17 protein-coding genes and 1 pseudogene are annotated in these 16,819 nt (G+C 67.4%); 10 read left to right on the forward strand and 8 right to left on the reverse strand.

Translation table 11 applies throughout. The annotated features are described in order from the left end of the window. On the forward strand, nucleotides 1–517 hold a 517-nt coding region (locus A5622_RS24060; RefSeq protein WP_156753073.1), incomplete at its 5' end, for a prolyl oligopeptidase family serine peptidase. 17 nt (nucleotides 518–534) lie between these two features. Here the strand turns inward: A5622_RS24060 and A5622_RS24065 are convergent. Further along, the gene (locus A5622_RS24065; RefSeq protein ID WP_082994678.1) at nucleotides 535–1,902 is read right to left on the reverse strand and encodes a DUF2254 family protein; all 1,368 of its coding nucleotides are present in this window, start codon (nucleotides 1,900–1,902) and stop codon (nucleotides 535–537) included. A 155-nt stretch (nucleotides 1,903–2,057) separates the two neighbouring features. Between A5622_RS24065 and A5622_RS24070 the strand changes: the two genes are divergently transcribed. From A5622_RS24070 to A5622_RS24085, 4 genes are all read left to right on the forward strand, one after another. Further along, the gene (locus A5622_RS24070; RefSeq protein ID WP_066868448.1) at nucleotides 2,058–2,369 is read left to right on the forward strand and encodes a hypothetical protein; all 312 of its coding nucleotides are present in this window, start codon (nucleotides 2,058–2,060) and stop codon (nucleotides 2,367–2,369) included. A 7-nt stretch (nucleotides 2,370–2,376) separates the two neighbouring features. After that, nucleotides 2,377–3,288, forward strand: coding sequence for a crotonase/enoyl-CoA hydratase family protein (locus A5622_RS24075; RefSeq protein WP_066881668.1), 912 nt, complete (start codon nucleotides 2,377–2,379; stop codon nucleotides 3,286–3,288). A 79-nt stretch (nucleotides 3,289–3,367) separates the two neighbouring features. Then, nucleotides 3,368–3,880 (forward strand): DUF5078 domain-containing protein, encoded by a 513-nt coding sequence (locus A5622_RS24080; protein ID WP_066868444.1) that lies wholly within the window; start codon nucleotides 3,368–3,370, stop codon nucleotides 3,878–3,880. Between the two features lie 91 nt (nucleotides 3,881–3,971). Beyond that, nucleotides 3,972–4,325, forward strand: a complete 354-nt coding sequence (locus tag A5622_RS24085; RefSeq protein WP_066868440.1) for a hypothetical protein — start codon at nucleotides 3,972–3,974, stop codon at nucleotides 4,323–4,325. Nucleotides 4,326–4,367: 42 nt separating this feature from the next. Here the strand turns inward: A5622_RS24085 and A5622_RS24090 are convergent, their stop codons facing one another. From A5622_RS24090 to A5622_RS24100, 3 genes are all read right to left on the reverse strand, one after another. Beyond that, on the reverse strand, nucleotides 4,368–7,298 hold the full coding sequence (locus A5622_RS24090) for an RND family transporter (protein WP_066881670.1): 2,931 nt from the start codon (nucleotides 7,296–7,298) through the stop codon (nucleotides 4,368–4,370). Then, entirely contained in the window at nucleotides 7,295–7,843 is a 549-nt protein-coding gene (locus A5622_RS24095) for an MmpS family transport accessory protein (RefSeq protein WP_066867520.1), read from the reverse strand. Before A5622_RS24095 ends, A5622_RS24090 begins: the two co-directional genes overlap by 4 nt. Before the next feature lie 72 nt (nucleotides 7,844–7,915). Next, nucleotides 7,916–8,602 (reverse strand): TetR/AcrR family transcriptional regulator, encoded by a 687-nt coding sequence (locus A5622_RS24100; protein WP_156749391.1) that lies wholly within the window; start codon nucleotides 8,600–8,602, stop codon nucleotides 7,916–7,918. 121 nt (nucleotides 8,603–8,723) lie between these two features. On the opposite strand from A5622_RS24100, the gene A5622_RS24105 reads away from it, so the two are divergent. Then, nucleotides 8,724–10,457 (forward strand): cytochrome c biogenesis protein DipZ, encoded by a 1,734-nt coding sequence (locus A5622_RS24105; RefSeq protein ID WP_066881676.1) that lies wholly within the window; start codon nucleotides 8,724–8,726, stop codon nucleotides 10,455–10,457. A gap of 9 nt (nucleotides 10,458–10,466) precedes the next feature. Here the strand turns inward: A5622_RS24105 and A5622_RS24110 are convergent, their stop codons facing one another. From A5622_RS24110 to A5622_RS24120, 3 genes are read right to left on the reverse strand one after another with little or no spacing between them, the layout of a single operon-like run. Beyond that, nucleotides 10,467–11,321: a hypothetical protein gene (locus tag A5622_RS24110; RefSeq protein WP_066881678.1), complete on the reverse strand. Its 855-nt coding sequence runs from the start codon at nucleotides 11,319–11,321 to the stop codon at nucleotides 10,467–10,469. A 10-nt stretch (nucleotides 11,322–11,331) separates the two neighbouring features. Then, nucleotides 11,332–11,850: a mycothiol transferase gene (locus tag A5622_RS24115; RefSeq protein ID WP_066881680.1), complete on the reverse strand. Its 519-nt coding sequence runs from the start codon at nucleotides 11,848–11,850 to the stop codon at nucleotides 11,332–11,334. Between the two features lie 10 nt (nucleotides 11,851–11,860). Beyond that, nucleotides 11,861–12,232: a VOC family protein gene (locus A5622_RS24120; RefSeq protein WP_066881682.1), complete on the reverse strand. Its 372-nt coding sequence runs from the start codon at nucleotides 12,230–12,232 to the stop codon at nucleotides 11,861–11,863. Nucleotides 12,233–12,279: 47 nt separating this feature from the next. Between A5622_RS24120 and A5622_RS24125 the strand changes: the two genes are divergently transcribed. The 4 genes and pseudogenes from A5622_RS24125 (at nucleotide 12,280) to A5622_RS24140 (ending at nucleotide 15,807) form a co-directional block, all read left to right on the forward strand. Beyond that, nucleotides 12,280–14,022, forward strand: coding sequence for an amidohydrolase family protein (locus tag A5622_RS24125; RefSeq protein ID WP_066881683.1), 1,743 nt, complete (start codon nucleotides 12,280–12,282; stop codon nucleotides 14,020–14,022). Between the two features lie 39 nt (nucleotides 14,023–14,061). Continuing rightward, a pseudogene (locus A5622_RS24130) lies at nucleotides 14,062–14,682 on the forward strand (PPE family protein); the annotation flags it as partial. Nucleotides 14,683–14,736: 54 nt separating this feature from the next. Next, nucleotides 14,737–15,132 carry a hypothetical protein gene (locus tag A5622_RS24135; protein ID WP_066881684.1) on the forward strand — a complete coding sequence of 132 codons (396 nt, stop codon included), beginning with the start codon at nucleotides 14,737–14,739 and terminating at the stop codon, nucleotides 15,130–15,132. A 123-nt stretch (nucleotides 15,133–15,255) separates the two neighbouring features. Beyond that, nucleotides 15,256–15,807, forward strand: coding sequence for a carboxymuconolactone decarboxylase family protein (locus A5622_RS24140; RefSeq protein WP_066867542.1), 552 nt, complete (start codon nucleotides 15,256–15,258; stop codon nucleotides 15,805–15,807). 109 nt (nucleotides 15,808–15,916) lie between these two features. On the opposite strand, the gene A5622_RS24145 is transcribed toward A5622_RS24140, so the two are convergent. Further along, complete coding sequence (locus A5622_RS24145) at nucleotides 15,917–16,741, reverse strand: SDR family oxidoreductase (RefSeq protein ID WP_066881685.1); 825 nt, start codon at nucleotides 16,739–16,741, stop codon at nucleotides 15,917–15,919. Nucleotides 16,742–16,819 lie beyond the last annotated feature (78 nt).

Consider the following 16,819-nt stretch of genomic DNA (forward strand, 5'->3'; position numbering starts at 1 on the left):
CAAGGTGGCCGAGGACTTCGCCGCCGTCGCAACCGATTTGGTGGATCGCGGCATCACCACGGTCGAGCAGCTCGGGGCACAGGGCGGCAGCAACGGGGGCCTGCTGATGGGCATCATGCTGACGCAGTACCCCGAGCGGTTCGGGGCGCTGGTGTGCAGCGTGCCCCTGCTGGACATGAGGCGCTACCACCTGCTGCTGGCCGGCGCCTCCTGGGTCGCCGAGTACGGCGACCCAGACAACCCCGACGACTGGGCATTCATCTCCGAATACTCGCCCTATCAAAACATTTCGGCGACGCGCCGCTACCCACCGGTGCTGATGACCACGTCCACCCGCGATGACCGGGTGCACCCGGGGCATGCCCGCAAGATGACGGCAGCACTCGAGGCCGCCGGTCATCAGGTCTTCTACTACGAGAACATCGAGGGCGGGCACGCCGGCGCCGCGGACAACGAGCAGGTGGCGTTCAAGTCCGCGCTGACCTACTCGTTTCTATGGCAGATGCTGGGCACTTGAGCTGAATGGTCTTGCTGTCAGCCCTCGGACTGCTGATTGCCCAACCGTGAGCCGAGGCGGGCGACTTCCGCCGCCGCGCCGGCCTGACCATTGTCCGACAGCGCACGGCCCAACGCGGTCAGCGCTCGCTCCATCTCATTGGTCAGGGGATGCCTGGCGGCTCCCGGCAACGCGTGGCGCAGTTGTGCCGTCACCATGCGTTGGTACTCCGCGGGAAGGTCCGGAAGGGCCATGGCGAAGACGTTCAAAACCTGGGCGCAGGTCTGGTGTTGCCCGCCCTGGGTGGCACCCACCGCGATGCTCGAAAGTGCGGACAACACTTCCGGAATCGCGGTATCACGGTAAACCACCGGCAGCGGTTCGTCGTCGGGCTCCGCTCCACCGGATGACGGGGATCGGTGCACCCAGTGCGCCAACAGGGTGTGCAATCCGTCTACCGTCACCAAGGCAGCTTCCGGATCGCGCTGTGTAGCCGACGCCCATCCGATGCTCGAGAGCTGATGCACCCCGTAAACCGGTTCCCGGTTGAGTTGTCGCTCACGGCCGCAGCGCAACGCGTCATAAACCGCCCCGGCCAGCCGTTCCCGGTCGGCCTGACGCTCGGCACGCACCCCGGCGAGTGCCGATCCTTCGACCATGTGGCTACCCAGCCTGACGCAAAACTCGACTTCGACTGCGCCGCTGGTTGATTCGAGAGCCCGACCAAGGCTGTCCACGTCGATGTCGACGAGATAGCCGCTGCACTCCGACCGAACGATGGTGGTGGGCAGCCGCTCGAGTTGAGGTTTGTCCCGCAGCCGCCGCAACCACGCCGACTGCTCGGCACGGGTGGCGACGGTGAGCTGCACGATGCGTTCCACCACCGAGGGCGGACGCAGCTGGTCGAGAACCAGGTAGCCGAAGACCACCAGCCCCACCAGCGCGAGCACGCTCAAGATCAGCGCGACGACGGTGGAAAACACGGCTCGTTGCGGATCGGCCAACGTCAGCACGATCACGTAGTACGTGGAGAGCCCGGCGAAGTATCCGAAGAAGGCCTTGTGGGCGCGGCGACTGAGAAATTGCTCGACGACCACCCACGTGAAGACATCGGCCATCCGGTTCACCAGCGTCAAAAGCAGAAAGAAGGTGATGGTCATCAAGGTGAGCACGCCCGGCGCAACGGTGCGCAACATCGACTGGTTCTGTTGCGGCGGCGCGACTTTGGCGAGAGCCTGCTGAACCGGCTGCAGCCACCCGATATCGGTGCGGTCCAACACGCTGGTGACGACCGCCAGCACGATGAACCCCAAGATCATTACCAGCGGCACGGCCAGGAATTCCTGCAGCGACCGCCGCAAGCCGCTCTCCCGCCGTGGCCGCGCGGGGCCGGCCGTACCAGGCATCCCCTCACCTGCTCCCGTGACACGCCAACATGTTTCCCACTGATACCCGCGAGATCATCGATGAATCCGGATCCGTGAGCGCCGCAGAGCACGACGCCGCGAAAAGGTCGCAGCGCTCGATACCGAACCGCCGATGCGGCCATAGGATCGTCGACGTGTCCGCGATCCAACGCATCGAACTCACCCTGCTGGCGACGGGATTGATCTTCATCCTGGCCTCGGCGGCACAGGCGCGCTATCGCTTCGTCAAACACCGTCGCGCCGGCCGGCGGTTCTACTGGGCGACCGCGGCCATCGGCATCGTCTGCTTTGCGGTCGGGACGGGGCAACTCTGGCCGAATGGCGTGCTGGCGGCGGCGGTGTTTTCCGCCATCGTCGCCTTTTCGGCCTACCTCACCACGCCGTATTTGAAGATCGGCGGGCGAATCTACGCGTCCTCGCCGGAGAACCGTCAGCCCGACCCGTAAGGACGCTATGCCGACCCGTGACTTCGAGACGCTGCTGTATAGGACGGCCGGCCCGGTCGCCACCATCACGCTGAACCGCCCGGACCAGCTCAACACGATCGTGCCGCCGATGCCCGACGAGATCGAGGCCGCCATCGGGCTGGCCGAGCGCGACCAAGGCATCAAGGTCATCGTGCTGCGCGGTGCGGGCCGGGCGTTCTCCGGCGGCTACGACTTCGGCGGCGGCTTCCAGCACTGGGGCGAGGCCATGATGACCGACGGGAAATGGGATCCGGGCAAGGATTTCGCGATGGTCAGCGCCCGCGAGACCGGCCCAACCCAAAAATTCATGGCCATCTGGCGGGCGTCCAAGCCGGTGATCGCCCAGGTACACGGCTGGTGCGTGGGCGGGGCCAGCGACTACGCGCTGTGCGCCGACCTCGTCATCGCCAGCGAGGACGCGGTGATCGGCACGCCCTACAGCAGGATGTGGGGCGCGTATCTGACCGGGATGTGGCTCTACCGGCTGAGCCTGGCTAAGGCCAAGTGGCACTCGCTGACCGGCCGGCCGCTGACCGGCGTGCAGGCCGCCGAGATCGAGTTGATCAACGAGGCGGTGCCATTCGAGCGGCTGGAGGCCCGCGTCGCCGAGATCGCCGCCGAGCTTTCGCAGATCCCGTTGTCGCAGCTGCAGGCCCAAAAGCTGATCGTCAACCAGGCCTACGAGAACATGGGGCTGGCGTCCACCCAGACGCTCGGCGGCATTCTCGACGGCCTGATGCGCAACACCCCAGACGCGCTGGCCTTCATCAAGACCGCCGAGGCCGACGGCGTGCGCGCGGCGATCGAGCGCCGCGACGGCCCCTTCGGCGACTACAGTCAGGCCCCGCCGGAGCTGCGGCCCGATCCAAAGCACGTCATCGTCCCTGATCGCGACTGATACTGAGATGCACTAGCCAAATCCTGGCAGTGAGCTGGGAACTGTTCCCGGCGGGCCAAAAAGTGCTACCGTAACGGCTATGTCTCGGCTGAGTTCTGGCCTGCGTGCAGGCGCCGTGTTCCTTGCTCTGGGTGTTACCGCTGCGATCTTCCCGTCGACCGCGGTAGCCGACTCCACGGAGGACTTCCCGATCCCCCGCCGGATGATCAACACCACGTGCGACGCCGAGCAGATCCTGGCGGCCTCCCGGGACACCAGCCCGGTGTATTACCAGCGCTACATGATCGACTTCGACAACCACCCGAACGTCCAGCAGGCGACCATCGACAAGGCGCACTGGTTCTACTCGCTGTCACCGGAGGACCGCCGGAACTACTCCGAGAACTTCTATGCGCCCGTGTCCGATCCGCTGTGGGTGGCCTGGCCCAACCACATGAAGATCTTCTGGAACAACAAGGGCGTCGTGGCCAAGGCCACCGACATCTGCAACCAGTACCCGCCCGGCGACATGTCAGTCTGGGACTGGGCCGAGCCCACTGGCCCGCCCGGATGGCCAGGGCCTGTCAAGGGCCGGGTCGACCCCCAAGGCTAGGGTTCGACGTTGTTCGTCCCCCGATCGGGGGACATCGCAATCACCCGTTGACCGGATGGTGCGTTGCGCGCCGCCGCGGGATAGTCGTGCCATGCACAGCACAGACGCTCAGCCACCCCGGGGCGGGTCCCATCGCGACGACGTCGCCGACATCCTGGCGCAGCTCGATTGGCACGACCTCACCTGCCAGGCCGACGTCGGCTGCACCAGCCGCGCCACCCACGTCGTGCACCGCCACGCCGTGGACGGCTGCAACCGGCCCGGCGCGGACCCGCTCGGCAACATCGTCGGCATCGTCTGCACCTGCTGCCTGCGCGACCTGCAGATCGAGGTGCTGCGGCAGGTGGACCAGATCAGGTCCAGCCCGCACGCCTACTGCCTGACCTGCGGCGTACCGGTACGCCAGCTCAGTCACGCCTTACGCGTGACCCAGCTCCGTCAGTAGCGCGGTCGTCGCGCCACCGGTCGGTGTTCGCGTGCGTGAAGATCAGCGCGGTTGTACCACTCCGCCCGGCGGGTGCTCGTCGACGTCGTTGAGGATCAACTCGCGCACCGCGGGACGCGGTCCGTACGGTCGCAGCATGGTGCTGGCCGGCCGGGGACGCACGTGCTGCGGCCACCAGAACCAGCGGCCGAGCAGGGTGGCCAGCGAAGGTGTCATGAACGACCGCACGATCAAGGTGTCGAAGAGCAGACCCAGCGCGATCGTCGTACCCACCTGGGCCATCACCAGCAGCGGGCTGAACATGAACGTGGCCATGGTGGCGGCAAAGACCAGACCGGCGGAGGTCACCACCGAGCCGGAACCGGCCATGGCGCGGATCGTCCCCGTCTTGAGCCCGGCGTGGATTTCCTCTTTGAACCGCGATATCAGCAGCAGGTTGTAGTCCGAGCCGACCGCCAGCAGCAGGATGACCGCCATCGCCAGCACCATCCAGTGCAACTTCATGCCCAGGATGTACTGCCACAAGAGCACGGAGAGTCCGAATGAGGCGCCCAGCGACAGCAACACGGTACCGACGATCACGAAGGCCGCCACGACGCTTCGGGTGATCACCAGCATGATGATGAAAATCAAAGTGGCCGCGGCGATTCCGGCGATCATCAGGTCGATGTTGGAGCCGTCGTGCATGTCCTTGTACGTCGCGGCGGTGCCGCCGAGGTAGACCTTGGCGCCTTCCCAGGGAGTGCCCTTGATCGCCTCGTGCACGGCCTGCTTGATCGGTTCGATGTGGTTGATGCCTTCAGGAGTCGCCGGGTCGCCTTCGTGGGAGATGATCAGCCGGACGGCGTGCCCGTTCGGCGAGATGAACTGTTTGAGACCTCGCGCGAAATCCGGGCTCTTGAACGCCTCCGGCGGGAGGTAGAACGTGTCGTCGTTTTTCGCTTTGTCGAAGGCGTCGCCTTGCGCGGTGGCGTTGTCGGACTGCGCTCTCGCCTGTTCGTTAAGACCCTGCGTGATCGCATAGTTCGACATGATGGTGTCGAGGTTGCGCTGCTGGCTCTCGATCTGCGGCGGTATCAGCGCGACCAGTTTCGGCTGAATCTTGTCCAGCTTGTCCAGGTTCGCGCTGAGGTTCACGATGTTCTCAGCCACCTGGTCGATGCCGTCGAGCGCGTTGAAGACCGACCGGAGTGCCCAGCAGACCGGGATGTCGTAACAGTGCTTCTCCCAGTAGAAGTAGCTACGGATCGGCCGCAGGAAGTCGTCGAAGTTGGCGATGTCGTCGCGCAACCTCTCGGTGATCTGCACGGTTTCCTTGGTGAGCCTGGTGGTTTCGTGCGTCGTGTTGCTGAGATCCTGGGTCACCTGCATCTGCTCATGCAGGGTTGCCATCGTCTTGTGCAGCTCGTCGGCTTGCTTGAGCAGGTTTGCCGCCTGCTCGTCCTGATAGTGCTGGGTCTGGATTCGCCCTGCGGCCTGCGCACCCATCTGGAATCCGAGGGTGCTGTGGTCGAGTGGCGTGCCCAGCGGCCGGGTGATGGTCTGCACCCGGCCGATACCGGGGATGTGGAAGACCGCCTTGGCGACCTTGTCCAGGACGATGAAGTCGGCCGGATTACGCAGGTCGTGATCGGTCTCGATCATCAACAGCTCAGGGTTGAGCCGAGCCTGGTCGAAGTGCCGGTCCGCGGCGGCATAACCGACGTTGGCCGGGGTGTCCGCCGGCAGGAAGTGGCGATTGTCGTAGTCGGTCTTGTAACCGGGCAGGGCGAGCAGACCAACCAGCGCGATCGCGACGGTCACCGCGAGAACCGGTGCGGGCCAGCGGACTACCACGGTGCCCATGCGACGCCAGCCCCGGGTCTGCAGCGTGCGCTTTGGATCCATGAGCTTGAAGAACGACGCAACCGTCAGTATTGCCGGAGCCAGCGTCAAAGCCGCCAGCACCGCGACCAGCATGCCGACCGCGCACGGCACCCCCAGCGACTGGAAGTACGGCAGCCGGCAGAAGCTCAGGCAGTACATCGCGCCGGCGATGGTCAGGCCCGATCCGAGCACGACATGCGCGGTGCTGTGGAACATGGTGTAGAACGCTTGTTCGCGGGTCTCGCCCAGCCCGCGGGCCTCGTGATAGCGGCCGACCACGAAGATCGCGTAATCCGTCCCGGCGGCGATCGCCATCAGCACCAGCATGTTGTTGGCGAACGTCGACAGCCCCATGACGCCGTAGTTACCGAGCGTCGCGACGACACCGCGGGCCGCTGCCAGCTCGATGAACACCATGGCCAGCATGATCAGGACGATGCTGATCGACCGGTAGACGAACAGCAGCATCACGATGATCACCAGGAAGGTGACGAGCGTGACCTTCGCGACGCCCTTCTCACCCGCGTGGGACTGATCGGCGAACAGCGGGCCCGCGCCGGTGACGTAGGCCTTGATTCCCGGCGGCGCGGGCACCGAGTCCACGATCTTGCGGACGGCCGCGGCGGACTCGTTCGCCAGCCCGCCGCCCATGTTGCCGGCGAGGTAAACCTGGACGTACGCGGCCTTTTGATCGTGGCTCTGGGAACCCGCCGCCGTCAGCGGATCACTCCAGAAATCCTGGACGTGCTGAACGTGCTTCTTGTCTTGCTCGACGCGCCTGACGATCTCGTCGTAGTAGCGGTGCGCTTCGGCCCCGAGTGGCTTGTCGCCCTCCAGCAGGATCATGGCCGAGTTGTCGGAGTTGAACTCTTTGAACGTCGATCCGACCTTCATCATCGACTGAAAGGACGCCGCGTCGGTGGGACTCATCGACACCGAGTGGGTTTTGGCGACGACCTCCAGCTGCGGGGCCACGGTGTTGGTGACGAACACGATGCCCAACCACACCAGGACGATCGGCAGCGCCAGCCGGTGGATCATCCGCGGCAGGAACGGCGGGATCAGCGGCTGGTCGACGCGCGGCGGAACCTCGGCTGGTTCGCTCATGCGGACTTGTCCAGGCAATAGACGAAGGCGTTCACGGTTTGGTTGGGATCTGAGCGATTCGGAGTCTTGATGACGTCACCACTCCCGTCGTGCTTGTTCACCACGAACTGGCAGGCGATCCAGCTGCCGTCTCCTTGCGCCACCAGGTTTGCCGGGATCCCGGGCTTCGTCGAACTCAATACTTTGCTCCAAGGCAAGGGCACGTTGAGGGCCTGCTGGGGGTGGGAGTTTTCGTCGAGATAGTTGATGGTTGCCGTGCTGCCCGGCGGACCCCAGACCTGGAGCGTGATCGTCTTGGCGTTGAACTCGTCGAGGACCTCGCCCGAGGTGCCGCCACCGAACGAACCGCGGTGAACGCCGAAGACGCCGTGCAGTCGGTATACGACGAATCCCGACAGCGCGACGACAGCCGCGATCGTGAGCACCAGCCAGAAACGCGCGAAGAACCCCTTTTTCCTAGGGCGCTGCGGAGCGGCCATTTCGCCCTCCCTATCGGCGGAGCCCTGCTTCTGCAGCGGCTCGGTCCTTGGCTCAGTCGTCGTCATGGACGCTCCAAGTCCTTCCCGTTCACCGGTTGTAGTTCGCCAAGCCACAGCCCCCCGGCCTCCTCTCTGCGTTCATTGCGATCCCGAGATGAGCCCGACGCACGTAGCCGTCAGCAGTCGGGTCAGCGCGGACGCGAAGTCCAGATTCCATTCGGGGGGAACCACTTCCGGCTCCTCGGCGTAGGCGTCGGTAAGCCGTTCCGGCGGGTTCGCGACCTGCCACAGCGTGGCCGCCAACGAGTACGCGGCCAGCAGGATGTCGAGCGACCCCGATCGCCCGAGTTCGGGCAGCGCGCTCTCGATGGAATCGGCGAGCGAGAGCGTGGCGGCGGTACTGATGCGCTTGACCTCGATGACCCGTTCGGCGTCCACCTCGTGTTCGAGGTGCAGGTGCAGGTTGGCCAGCAGGTCACAGAACAGCGGGTCGTCGGCCAGGGCTTCGGCCAGCGTCTCGGCGATGCGCGAGGGCGACTTCGCGCCGGGCTTGGCCAGTTTCTCGGACACGATGTTTGACCATCGCACCCAGCCCTCGGCGGACAGGTGCAGCAGAACTTCCTTGTGCGAGGTGAAGTAGCGACGCACCGCCGAATAGTGAATTCCGGCACGGCTGGCGACCGCGGTCAGGGTGACCGACGCGACGCCGGTTTCCATCGCCAGCGACCGTGCGGCTTCCACGAGGGCCTCCGCACGTTGGCGCTTCTTTTCCTCGGTGCGGGCGCGCTGGAATGTTAGTTGCGCCACCGGCCGAGCGTAACGCACGTTGTGTGATTTGCATAACGCACGTCATGTGATTTGCAACGCGTCACAGCCCGGGCGCCAAACAGGTAAAGGTGTAGCCATGCTCATCACCCGGCGTCCCTCGCGCGCCTGCGACTAGCCCGTGCAGACCATCGCCCTGATCGGGTTCCTCGGCGGCCTGATCACCGGTATCTCGCCGTGCATCCTGCCGGTGCTTCCCGTCGTGCTCCTGTCCGGCATGGACAGCGGGCGCGCCCGCGGCGTGAGTTCCGCGGCGCGCCCGTACCTGGTGATCGCCGGCCTGGTATGCAGCTTCAGCCTGGCCACGTTGATCGGTTCCGCACTGCTGACGGCGCTGCACCTGCCGCAGGACGCGATCCGCTGGGCCGCCTTGGTGGTGCTGGTGTTGATCGGCGTGGGGCTGATCTTCCCGCCCGTGCAGCACCTGCTCGAGCGCCCGTTCGCATACTTTCCGCAACGCCAAATCGGCTCTGGCGCAGACGGTTTCGGGCTGGGCCTGGCGCTGGGCGCCCTGTATGTACCGTGCGCGGGCCCGGTGCTGGCCGCCATTGTGGTGGCCGGCGGCACCTCGTCGATCGGCCCCGGTGCGCTGGTGCTGACGGCGACATTCGCCATCGGCAACGCGTTGCCGTTACTGGCCTTCGCACTGGCCGGGCGCCGCGTCGCCGAACGCGTGGCCGCGTTCCGCCGCCGGCAACGCGCGATTCAGGTCGCCGGCGGGGTAGCGATGATCGTGCTGGCCGTGGCGTTGGTGTTCAACCTGCCGGCGATGCTGCAGCGCGCCGTGCCCGACTACACGACGGCAATGCAGAACAGGTTGGGCGCCAACGACATCGAGCGCAGCCTGGGCCCCGCCCCCGCGCAGCGGTCAACTCAGGGCGGGCTGCAGCTGAGCCGGCCCGGCACCACCATCGACGGCGCGCTGAGCGACTGCTCCAACGGCTCCGCCGACCTACAGCAATGCGGACCGGCCCCCGCGCTCACCGGCGTCACCGGGTGGCTCAACACCCCGGACGGCAAACCGCTGGACCCCGCATCGGTGCGCGGCAAGGTGATCCTGATCGACTTCTGGGCCTACTCGTGCATCAACTGCCAGCGCGCCATCCCGCATGTGATCGATTGGTACAACCGGTATCGCGACAACGGACTCCTCGTCATCGGGGTGCACACCCCCGAGTACGCCTTCGAGCGGGTGCCGGCCAATGTGGCCAGCGGCGCCGCCGACCTGCACATCACCTATCCCATCGCGCTGGACAACGACTACGCGACGTGGAACAACTTCGGAAACCTGTACTGGCCCGCCGAGTATCTGATCGACGCGAACGGGCAAGTGCGGCATACCCAATTCGGCGAGGGCGACTACGACGGCACCGAAAAGCTGATCCGCACGCTACTGGTCGACGCCCATCCCGGCGCCCGGTTGCCGGCACCGTCCCATTCCGCCGACATGACTCCGCAGACCAGGCTCACACCCGAGACCTACCTGGGTGTCAGTAAGTCCGGAAACTACGGCGGCACCGGGGATTACAAGCAGGGCGCCGCAACGCTGAGCTACCCGCCGAACCTGGCCGACGACAAGTTCGCCCTGCGCGGCCGGTGGACGCTGGACGACCAGGGGGCCACCGCCGACGGCGACGACTCGGCCGTCCGATTGAACTACACCGCCAAGGACGTCTACGCCGTCGTCGGTGGGACCGGCACCGTCACCGTGACCCGGGACGGCAAGACCACCACGACATCGATCGGCGGAGCGCCCACGTTGCACCGGATCGTCGCCGACGACGCCGCGCATCGCGATCAGCTGGACATGCAAGTCAGCAAGGGCCTGCAGGTGTTTTCGTTCACGTTCGGCTAACCGGCGCGCTCACGACTTCTTGGCGAGGCCGCCCAGCATGGCAACGATCACGCCGAGCGCAACCAGGGCGGCGCCGGCGAACAGCGCGACGTTGAGCCATTGGTGCATCCCGGCTTCGGCGTGCCCGACCATCACCTCTGCCACCACCCGGACGTTGCCGGTGGTGTGGTTGAGCGCGCCGTTGAGGTAACGGCCGGCGACCTCAATGCCGGCCCATCCGGCCGCGCCGACGAGCAGCGCCGAGACGCCCAGGCTGCTCAGCGCCTTGCCGCGGCGGCGTGCGGTGGCCAGCGTGAGCACCGCGCAGACACCGCACAGCGCCGCCGCACCGACGCTCACCCACGGGCCCCAGGTGGCCAGCGGACTAAGCCGCCCCTGCCACATCGATTTTGGTATCGAAACAGTAAGTGGGACAGTTAATTTCGCGGGGACCGTCACGTTGTGGCGGCTCAGCAGCGGCTGGATCGAGGGGTCCTTGAGCATCGGCGCCACGTCGACCGCCCACTGGTTGCCGTTCTCGGCGGCCGCCGGGTCGCTGAACAGCCAGCCGTGCACCGAACGGTTCGCCTGGGCGAACAGCGGCGGGAATGCCGGGCCGGCGGTGAAGTCGCCGGCCGCCTGGCGCACCTCGGAAGTGTCGAGCGGATAGCGGCCCCCGCCATGCTCGACGGCCAGAGTCGTTGCCCGAGAGGTTAATTCGTCCGCCATGGCGGACTGCAGGCCCGGGTCGGTCGCCGCGCGCCGCGCCAGCGCGGCGTAGCCGTCGGCGTCAACGACGTGCAGCTGCGTCCACGCCGCGGGGATCGCGATTGCCAACGCGAGCGTGGTGATGAGCCACAACAGCACGGTCGCCGCGAATCGCACGCCTGCGAATCTACGCAATCCCCCGGACGTAGGCGGCCTGCCCCAGGTGCTGGGCGCAGTCGTCGATGATGCTCACCAACCGCGCGCTGGCCGTCACCGGCGGATCCCAGTTGGTGTCCACGACGCGGGCAAGCTCCTGCGCGCTCACGCCGGCGACGTACTCGAGGGTGAACTTGTGCACCGCGTGGTAGTAGCCGGAGAGCAGGTCCGCGGGCGCCTTCACCTTGGCCACGTCGTCGGGCCCGTGTCCGTAGCCGGTGTCGTTGCGCGGCAGGTCCAGTCCGAACCGGTCCACCCAGCCGTCGCGGAACCACACCTGCTCCACGTCGGCGACGTCGGCGAGCTGAAGGTCCTGAATGCGCGCGCTGTGCCACAACAGCCAGGCGATGCTGTTGGCGCGCGGGGCCGGCCGGTAGCCGGACACCTCGTCGGTCAGCCCCTCGGTGATCTCGTCGACGTGTTCGATCAGCCGGGTGAACGCGTCGCGCAGGAGCTCTTGCAAAACGGCGGCATCGTCGGTGCGGGCCATGTTCGCGACACTACGGGAGGATCCCGTGGAAGACCGCTTCGACGTTGTTGCCGTCGGGATCGCGCACGAAGGCCCCGAAGTATCCGGGGTGGTATTCCGGCCAGAGCCGCGGCGCGTGGAGCGGCTCGGCGCCCAACTCGACGGCCACCTCGTAGAAGGCGCGCACCGCGTGCTCGTCGGCCGCCTCGAAGGCGAGGTGGACTTCCCGATTGGGTCCGGCGAGCTCGCCCGAGATCCAGAACGTCGGCTTACCCGCCCGCCCGTACCCGACGGCCCGACCGACATCCAGCTGCCGGGAGAACCCCAGCGTGCCCAGCACCGCGTCGTAAAACCGCTGAGATTTGGCGTAGTCGGCGCAGTTGATTCCCACATGATCGATCACGGGGATGATCCTGGCACGAGCCACCGCAACGGTCGTAGATTGTTTGGATGACTTACGACCTCATCATCCGCAACGGTACCATCGTCGACGGGCTGGGCGGTGAGCCGTACGTCGGCGACGTGGCGGTGCGCGACGGCGTCATCGCGGCCGTCGGCGACGTCAACGGCGAGGCCGCGGCGCGCGAGATCGACGCCACCGGCCTGCTGGTCACGCCCGGCTTCGTCGACCTGCACACCCACTACGACGGCCAGTCCATCTGGTCGGAACGCCTGACCCCGTCCTCCGCGCACGGCGTGACGACGGTGGTGATGGGCAACTGCGGGGTGGGCTTCGCGCCCTGCCGCCAAGAGGACCACGACGTGCTCGTCGACGTCATGGCCGGTGTGGAAGACATTCCCGGCGTCGTCATGACCGACGGCCTGCCGTGGACGTGGGAGACCTTCCCCGAATACCTGGACGCGCTCGAGTCGGGCAGGCGGGACATCGACGTGGCGGCGTATCTGCCGCACTCGCCGCTGCGGGTGTACGTGATGGGCCAGCGCGGGGCCGACCGCGAGTCGGCCACCGCAGACGACCTGGCCAAGATGCGGGAGCTGGCCAAGGAGGCGATCGAGGTCGGCGCGCTTGGCTTCGCGTCGTCGCGGTTGACCATCCACAAGACCGAAAGCGGTTCGCCCATACCGAGTTACGAGGCCGCCCGCGAGGAGATCGAGGAGATCGCCCGCGGTGTCGTGGACGGCGGCGGCGGGCTGCTGCAGTTCGTCCCGGACATCCCGTCGGGCGGCTATCAGCCGGTGTTGCAGACGGTGTTCGACGTCGCCGAGGACGTCGGGCTGCCGGTCACCTTCACCCTCGTCGTCGCCAACTCCGGCGACCCGTCCTGGCCGGACGCCATCACGATGATCGAGAAGGCGAATAGCGCCGCCGACGGCGGCGAGGTCCGAGTCACGGCGCAGCTGCTGCCCCGCCCGATCGGCTTGATCATCGGCCTGCAGCTGACGGCCAACCCGTTCGTGCTCTACCCCAGCTACCGCGAGATCGCGCACCTGCCGCTGGCCGAGCGGGTCGCCGAGATGCGCAAGCCCGAGGTCCGCGCCCGCATCCTGGCCGACAAGCCCGGCCACGGGCACCCGATTCTGTACGTGGCACAGATGTGGGACTGGATCTTCCCGCTGGGCGACACCCCCGACTACGAGCCCGACCCGTCCACCAGCATCGGCGCCCGCGCCCGCGCCCGCGGCGTGGACCCGATGGAGGAGGCCTACGACCGGCTGCTCGACGACGACGGCCGGGCCATGCTGTTGGTCGCGACCAGCAACCTGCAGAACAACTCGCTGGACACGGTCGGCGAACTGCTGCACCGCGACGACGTGGTGCTTGGTCTCGGCGACGGCGGGGCGCACTACGGGATGATCTGCGACGCCAGCTACTCCACCTACTTCCTGACGCACTGGGCACGCGACCGCAAGGCCGGGCGGTTCACGGTGCCCGAGGCGGTTCGCGAGCTCACGTCGGTGCCGGCCCGCGTCGCCGGTCTGGGTGATCGCGGCCGAATCGCGGTGGGCTACAAGGCCGATCTCAACGTCATCGACCACGCCGCCCTGCGGCTGCACAAGCCGGTGATCAGCTACGACCTGCCCGCCGGGGGGCGGCGCCTGGACCAGACCGCCGAGGGGTATGTCGCCACGATCGTGGCCGGGGAAGTGATCGCCGAAAACGGCGTTCCCACCGATGCCCGCCCAGGCAGGTTGGTCCGTGGGCGCCAGCCCGTCCCCGTAGCCTCGCGATAACGCCACCAAAAGTGGCATATACCAGCTAAGTTGGGTTCCGTGACGAACCCGCATTTTGCGTGGTTGCCGCCAGAAGTCAACTCGGCACTAATTTTCTCCGGTCCAGGTCCCGGGCCGCTGCTTGCTGCCGCGGCGGCGTGGGACGGGCTGGCCGGGGAGTTGGCATCGTCGGCATCGTCATTTTCTTCGGTGACGTCAGATCTCGCCAGCGGGTCATGGCAGGGCGCGTCGTCGACGGCCATGATGTCGGTCGCCAGCCAATACGTGAGCTGGCTGTCCGCGGCGGCCGCGCAGGCCGAAGAGGTGTCACACCAGGCCTCGGCCATCGCGACGGCGTTCGAGGTGGCGCTGGCGGCCACCGTGCAGCCGGCCGTCGTCGCAGCCAACCGCGCCCTGGTGCGCGCGTTGGCGGCAAACAACCACCTGGGTCAGAACACCGCGGCCATCGCCGACATCGAGGCCGCCTACGAGCAGATGTGGGCTTCAGACGTCGCGGCGATGTTCGGTTACCACGCCGACGCGTCGGCGGCCGTGGCCAAGCTGCCACCCTGGAATCAGGTGTTGCAGAACCTCGGCTTCTCCAACACCAGCACCGCCGTCACGCGCCCGGCCAGCTCCGGTGCCGTCGCCCGCGGCTACACCTCGCGCATCGCCGGATTTCTGCGGCCCTCGGCGCCGCAGTAGCGCGGCACCCCGCGCCTATCCTGGAAGATCATGCGCACCAAGAAGAAGGTCGACCTCGAGGCGCTGGCCGATGCGCTGGTCGACTACCCCTACGCGTACCTGATCACGGTCGACGACGACTACCGCGTGCACACCGTGACGGTCGAGCCGCGGCTCGATGGGGCCACTCTGGACGTCGGACTCATCGGCGGCCGGACCCGCAACAACCTCGCCCAGCGGGCCGACGTCACCCTGTTGTGGCCGCCCGCCGAGCCGGGCGGCTACTCGCTGATCGTCGATGGCAGCGCCGAGGTGACCGACGCCGGCGAACAGACCGCCCGCCTGGCCGTGGTTCCCACCCGCGCGCTGCTGCACCGCGACGCCGAGTCGGCGGACGCGGCCAAGGGCTGCCTGCACGACTGCGTGGTCTTCTCGCTGCCGGCCTAGCGGCGATCGCAAGCGCGGCCGTGGCGATCGCAAGCGCGGCGAAGCCGGGCGCCGCGGGTCGCCGCCTCAGGTCCGAGCCGGGCGCCGCGGGTCGCCGCCATCGACCTAGCTACAGTCTCATCCGTGAGCCGCGTCGCACCGCTCGCTCCGCCGTGGAGCGAAGAAGATGCCACTGGCATCAACAGCTGGGGTCACCCCGACCGCACGTACGAGCCGCTGCTTTTGGTGCGTTGCCTGCAGCGCCATCCGACGCTGGCCGCCCGGCTGCGCAAGCTCGGCGAATCCCTTTATGTCGCAGCGCTTTTGCCGGGTCGCACGCGGACCATCGCCATTCTGCGGACCTGCGCGCTGGTCGGCTGCGCATACGAGTGGGGCGGGCAGGCGGCGTTCTGGGGCCCGATCGCCGGTGTCAGCGACGACGAGTGCGACGCGCTGGTCACCGGCGGCCCGGACGACCCGCGGTGGAGCGTTGCGGAGCGCACGCTGATAGAGGCGGTGGACGAGCTCGAGCGCACCGGTTCGTGGTCGGAGGCGACGTGGACCGCGCTCGGCCGCGACCTCGACGACGAGCAGCGCATCGAATTGCTCACGGCCGTCGGCTGGTATCGGACGATCTGCACGCTGTGCAACGCGCTCGCGCTGCCGGTGGAGGGCTGGATGCGGCCCTGGCCCTGAGTCGGATGGCGGCGACCCGGCTTCCCCCGGCTCCGCCGCGCTCGCGATCGCCGCTGAGTCCGACGGCGGCGACCCGGCTTCCCCGGCTCCGCCGCGCTCGCGATCGCCGCTAGCCCGCTGAGCCGTCCCTACGCAGGCTGGGATGCTGATTCCGCAACAGCGGCAACAACACCCGCCGCGGCATGAACTGAAACAGGCGGGTGCTGATCTGGCTCGGCAAGCCCGGGATCACCGTTCCGCGGTCGTGGTCGAGCGCGTCGACTCCGGCGCGCGCCACCTCACGCGACGGCTTCCACATGAACTTCGGGAACGCATCGGCGAATTCCCGCTCGTCCATGCCGGCGCTCTTCACGAACTCGGTGTGCACCGGCCCCGGGCACAGCAGCGCGACGGTGACGCCGGTGCCGGCGAGTTCACCGCGCAGCCCCTGGGTGTAGTTGTTGACGAACGCCTTGGTGGCCGCGTACCCGATCTGCCCCGGAAACGGTTGGTAGCCCGCGGTGGATCCGATGTTGAGGATCGCGCCACGGCCGCGCGGCACCATCTGCTGGACCGCGCGGGTGCTCAGGTCGATGACGGCCTCGACGTTGACCCGCACCTGGGCGATCTCGGCGTCGACGGGCGTCTTGGTCACCGACCCCATGGTGCCGATGCCGGCGTTGTTGACCAGGATGTCGACGGTCAGGCCGCGGCGGCCGACCTCGTCGAGAAGGCCGGCGCGGGCGGCGGAATCGGCGACGTCGCAGGCGATCACCTCGACGCGTACCCGGCCGGCGAGTTCGTCGGCCAGCTCGCGCAGCCGGTCCTCCCGACGGGCGACCAGTGTCACGCCGTGGCCGCGGGCGGCCAGTTCGCGGGCGATGTCGGCGCCGATGCCCGACGACGCGCCGGTGACGACGGCGGTGCTTTCGGGGGAGGGAGTCGGAAGGGCCACACGTTCACACTACGGGCGCCGACGTGAAGCTGGCCGCACGCTCGGCGTCGAATGTGCGGCTAACTTCACACTCGCGGA

Origin of the sequence: Mycobacterium sp. 1245801.1 (genome assembly GCF_001673055.1) — a bacterium.
GTDB lineage: Bacteria > Actinomycetota > Actinomycetes > Mycobacteriales > Mycobacteriaceae > Mycobacterium > Mycobacterium europaeum_A.